This window comes from Proteus sp. G4380 (assembly GCF_963885725.1).
Taxonomy (GTDB): domain Bacteria; phylum Pseudomonadota; class Gammaproteobacteria; order Enterobacterales; family Enterobacteriaceae; genus Proteus; species Proteus mirabilis.
The window spans coordinates 1-5,298 of record NZ_CAWPAV010000109.1 but is presented as its reverse complement, the minus strand read 5'-3'; the positions used below and the strand labels follow the sequence as shown (position 1 = coordinate 5,298).

At 33.9% G+C, this 5,298-nt stretch carries 5 protein-coding genes; all 5 read right to left on the bottom strand.

The features are described 5' to 3' along the window. Positions 1-351: 351 nt before the first annotated feature. Positions 352-810: an Hsp20 family protein gene (locus AACU98_RS09830; RefSeq protein ID WP_004242516.1), complete on the bottom strand. Its 459-nt coding sequence runs from the start codon at positions 808-810 to the stop codon at positions 352-354. A 184-nt stretch (positions 811-994) separates the two neighbouring features. Further along, entirely contained in the window at positions 995-1,135 is a 141-nt protein-coding gene (gene ymcF, locus AACU98_RS09825) for a cold shock small protein YmcF (protein ID WP_406819891.1), read from the bottom strand. Between the two features lie 7 nt (positions 1,136-1,142). Then, entirely contained in the window at positions 1,143-1,355 is a 213-nt protein-coding gene (gene cspE / locus AACU98_RS09820; protein WP_004247907.1) for a transcription antiterminator/RNA stability regulator CspE, read from the bottom strand. A gap of 439 nt (positions 1,356-1,794) precedes the next feature. Continuing rightward, positions 1,795-2,919 (bottom strand): lipase family protein, encoded by a 1,125-nt coding sequence (locus AACU98_RS09815; RefSeq protein WP_004247906.1) that lies wholly within the window; start codon positions 2,917-2,919, stop codon positions 1,795-1,797. A gap of 1,282 nt (positions 2,920-4,201) precedes the next feature. After that, positions 4,202-5,298, bottom strand: a 1,097-nt coding sequence (locus AACU98_RS09810; protein WP_202611367.1) for a hypothetical protein, incomplete at its 5' end; no start/stop codon positions are given.

The following is a 5,298-nucleotide window of genomic DNA, read 5'->3' as shown; positions in this document are numbered from 1 at the left end:
TTTAGTATAAATATCTATATCATTTTTTGACACACTTTCTTGTATCAACAGTATTTAATCTTTTAAACATTTACTACTGTATAAACTATCATGGTTAAATCTCATTATGCGTTCACATAAAGTGCCCCCTCTTAAAGAGGTTTGTTATGAACACATATACTCCAACGATTAAGTGTATCTATTGCGAGCCATAAACACCCAATCCATTTTTCTAGTGTAAGCTTGCACTTCTTTAAGCATCAGGTTTATTTTGCCCTTCTTTATTCAAATATTATAATTTATAGGCTATTACAAAAAATTAAGGCTACACATTATGTGCAGCCTTAATCTTATTTAAGCTATCTCACTAAATTAGCTTTTATCTTTATTTTCTATCGCTATTGTTTGCCGTTTTTCTTCTTCAGGTAACTCATACTCAATAGCAATGGTCAGAAGTCCACTTGATAAATCGGCTTTTTCTATTTTGACATTTTTACCGAGGTCAAACTGCAATGTAAACTGCCCTTGAGATATACCTCGGTGGATCCATTTATCATTGTCTTCTTCTAATTTTTCTTCTTTTTTCCCTTCAATCAATAAGCGACTTCCTTTCAATGAAACCGATAAGTCATCTTCTTGATATCCAGGCACACTCACTGTTAGTTCATAATGGTTATCATCAATCTGTTTCAGATTATAAGTCTGAGTCGGTGATGAAATTGGTTTACTGCCTGTTAACTGACTAAACAGGCGATCTATCTGATCAAAACGGTTTGAAAGTAGATTGTCAGATAAAGTTGGGAATAATGAAAAAGGTTTAATATTAGGCATATAATTCCTCCTTCAGTATTTATTGAATTATGGGCGATATCTGATTGGCCCAATATATAAATATGAACGAGCAAGCATTTTTCAAGCCCTAAAATATAAATTTTTTATCTTTAGTCAATATAAGATTGTAGATAGCAAAAAAACCCCGCCGAAGCGAGGTTTTGTATATTCAACTATTTAATGCTTAGCTCATTTGAGCTGTCATCACACTCTTGCAAAAGATACATTTTGCGCCGTGTGGATTATTCACTGTAACATCAAATTGTGATGTTCTATATTGTGAACCGCGACAACTTGGGCATTTAAAATAGAGGCGAATTGTAATAGCGCCTTTAGAGAGCCACCACGTTGCCTGCTGCAGGGCCTTTCATACCATTTTCCATGGTAAATGAAACTTGTTGGCCTTCAGCTAATGTTTTGAAGTTATCACTTTGGATTGCAGAGAAATGCACGAATACATCTTTGCTGCCATCTGCTGGAGTAATAAAACCAAAACCTTTACCTTCATCGAACCATTTTACTGTACCAGTCATTGAATTAGACATAGAATTTCCTTTAATTTATTTAATTTGCCATAAGGCATATATGGTTTGTTTGGTATTTTTACTTATGGGAATTAATTAGAAGGAATTCGCAATGAAGTGGTATCAAGGATAACGCTAAACGGGAACAACTTTAAACTGACTAACATAAATAGGTCTGTACTTCCAAACCAGTGACTTCATTAAGCCATAGAAAAACTCAGATAGCAAACTTTATTTTTGGTGAATAAAAAATCTATCAATAAGATTGATATAGACAAAATCATAAAAACTTATCAATAAAAATAAGTTTTTATTTCCTTAAATCAAAGAATTAAAATAAAAAGAGATACCAGATGTTCTTTAACCAAAACATGATCTGGCATCTCACATCACTCATCTTTCCACATTCAAATGATAAGAATAAGATTAAGATAGAAATTAATCAGTTATAAAATAGTTTTTAGTCTATTTTGCTATGCTCATTTTTCATCAGTTCAAATACAAAAGGCACTGAATTTCGCAAAGAGACATTGTATACATCTAAATGACCAATATTCGGATATTCATATACATATGCATTTGTGCCTGCTTCCAATACATCTCTTGCAAACTCTTGTTGCCAACGAGTTAACACATGAATATCTTCTAAACCAATCCCTATAAATACGGGCTTATCAACAAGAAGTTTTCTATAATTTAAACTTGACGCTTCTTGCTCTAATAGCTCGTAAAACTTAGGTTTTAAGCTATTTGATGCGTTTAATTTATTATCCATTACTAATTGACTTAATGGACTGATACAAAGCGTTTTCGCTTTTTCAACATAAGGTATTGCTAATTCTTGGAAATAATCTTCCACTTTTAAGTTTGGATTTTTATCAGCAGCAGAAAGATATAAGTACATCGCGTAAGGTAGCTTTCTATCACCTTCATCTTGAACACCATCACTAATAAAGTTTTCAAGTAGATTATCACTAAAATAAGGCGTCCCTGTCACTATCGCACCTAAGATATTTAATTCTGGTGCATATTCAGGCTGATAGCCGACAGAGGCAAATGCAGCATGAGCCCCTTGAGATTGCCCCATAAAGATAAAGCGATTACTTAGCGAAAACCCACCTTTCAAGACAGCTTTTGCACTATCCAAAGCGCTCCATGCTGTTGCTCTTTCATCCATATAATGATGCAACCCTGATGAGCCTAAACCTGGATAATCTGGTGCAACAATCGCAAACCCAAGGGATAGCCAAGTATTTAAATATTGCGATACGCGACTATTTTTAGGCGTTAATGAGGGAGCACAAGTTGGCGCTATCCCTACCGTACCATGATTCCATACAATGACAGGCCAACCATCTTTAGGTGCCTGACTTTTCGGAATAAAAACAGCACCAGTATCTTCACGGATAATTTCTCCATGAACACTGTCACAAGAAGTATAAGATATTGTGTATTGCGCAAAAGCTTCGCTTAACCCTAAGTCAGATGCTAGATCTTGGCAGTGTGTTATTACACCCGGTTTATTAGGGAGATTTTCATTAGTTTTATCGCAGGTAAATAATGATTTTTTAGTAAAGTGTTCCATAAATATTTCCTTATATTATTGATAAGTTTTTTTCCATTTAACTTAATTAGTCTTATAACTAGGGCATGTTTTTAGGCCTGTTATTCGCTAATTTCAGATAACAAAAAACCTCACTAAATGAGTGAGGTTTAACAAAGTTTAGTGTGCTTAGTAACAAATTGCCCACTATTTAGAGATGATAAGACAAATTTTTTCGAAATGCAATCTTTTACTGTGTATAATTACAGTATTTTGTATATTATTGTGTACTATTTATCTTTTCGCCAACTAGGTATAGTTAATCAGTACAAAAAATGTTGATAAATCATCACGTGATCGCCTTGCTGCAAATAGTGTCGATATTACTAATGGGTTAGATTTTGTTGGCGAAGCTATTTTAAATTTCTCCTTTGGCATCTATTGCAACTAATACACATTAATAATGCTATGGACAAATTGGTTTAATCTATTGCAATACTTAGTAGTTACTATTAGAGACTTTCTAACTAATTGGTTATATTAAAATCTCTATCAACCCCCGTGTTGATATCTAATTAAGTTTTATTTTTGCTTCATTTAAACACCCTGTGAGTATAAAAATCACAGGGTATTTTTTGTTTATAAATACCATTCTCTATATAACTATGTTATTCATTATTGTAAAAAGCCAATTAATAAGCTCACAGAAGTGAGTTTATTAATTAAAAATTATGAGGTTCTTTAGCAACAGCCTTACGGATCATCATATCCAATCAATCCGTAATCTTAGACTAATGTATTTACCTTTCACATCGATAAGATAGTCATCGCCCTCAAATAGCGCACCTGAAGTATATATTGGAATATCACCATATACATGGCTATCTTTATATCTGCAATATAGTTGATAATGAGTGTGACCTACATATAAATCAAAACAATAGCACCAAAAGTTAAAATAAAACCTAAATTAAATTTATTAAAACAATATTGACAAATATAGGGACTTTATTTTTAATAGCTTATTAAGCCTAGTATATTAACTAGTGACTATATCATCAGTTGGAGAAAAACATTTAATATTAAAATAGCTCTGAAAAGACTTTGTAGATAAACTCACCTATCTCTTGTTTATCTGACATAATCTTCTTCAATAAAAACCACCAACAATTAACTGATGGCTATCAAGTACAGTTTGCACTACCCTACCTAATGGATGTTAAATATTTTTTAAATGATCTCTTTATGTTACCTAAATCATCAAGACTCCTCTTTAACATAACATGTAGTGCGCAAGCCAGTTATCAATAATACCGGAATACCGCTATTCAATTAAAATTGCTACATTAATTGCCCCTGTATATTTATTGGCTTTGATATTGCCATTAGCACAAAGGTTAAAAATTATATTTTGCGTAAAACTCTTCATATTTTGTTGTGCTAGTTTATTACTACCGACGAGTCGTAAGGCCTCTTGTGCATTGGCTTGACAAATATTTGATTGTGCAGATTTTAAAGAAGCCACCACATAAGGCAGTGTGGTGATATTTTCAGTGCTACTGGTGGATAGCTCCATCCCTGTTTCACTGCCTGAGACTAAATTATTAAAAGGGCTCAGGGTGAGATAGATATTTTTATTAGCATAAGGACAATTGACACTGATACTAGCTAAATTATCTGCTAATTTAGTAGGTGTTGCATAATTTTTCGCGATTTGAGTCGGAAACTGAATATTGGTAGACGTTTGGGGGATAACGTCACAGGCTTTGAGTGCTTTAATATTCACATTATCCGCTGAACTTAATAATGTTTTAGATCTTGCAAAAGAACCTGAACTAGTGCGAATGACGGCATAAAATTTTGAATCATCACGCATGGCATATTCACCGGCCTCTAATGGCCCGATGGCATACGCGGAATAACTGGATATTGTTAATGTTAACGAATGAACTTTATCACTACCATCTACGTATCGTGCTGAGAAAAAATTACTATTGCCTTGTCTGGGCAAAAGACCCCAACTTAATTCATCAGAATTAGAGGGAAAATTATTATACATATTTGTCATAGCGGTGGTTTTGGAACGACTAAATGAAAATGAAGCATTCTCATATGTATCGTTAGCCCGTTTATAACGCAACAAACCATATCCACTGGGTGCTAAAACAATAAAGGCCCCTTTGGGATTGCTTTTATTGTAGATAGCCACACCCACTCGACCGATTTCGGGGTAAAAAGGCAGGTCACTTATCACAAATTGACTAGGCTCCCACCGAAAACTTATATAAGATCTATTCGCCTGAAGCACTGAACTTACCATCCCATAATTTTTCGTTGTTGAACCAACTGGCGGAGTGACCTCCCCTAAATAACCTGTTGAGCCAATAGGAACGGATAACTCTAACGCATTAGCGGAATGAA

Coding starts and splice junctions, on each gene's coding strand:
- AACU98_RS09830 (WP_004242516.1), bottom strand. CDS start 810: ATGCCTAATATTAAACCTTTTTCATTATTCCCAACTTTATCTGACAAT.
- cspE (WP_004247907.1), bottom strand. CDS start 1,355: ATGTCTAATTCAATGACTGGTACAGTAAAATGGTTCGATGAAGGTAAA.
- AACU98_RS09815 (WP_004247906.1), bottom strand. CDS start 2,919: ATGGAACACTTTACTAAAAAATCATTATTTACCTGCGATAAAACTAAT.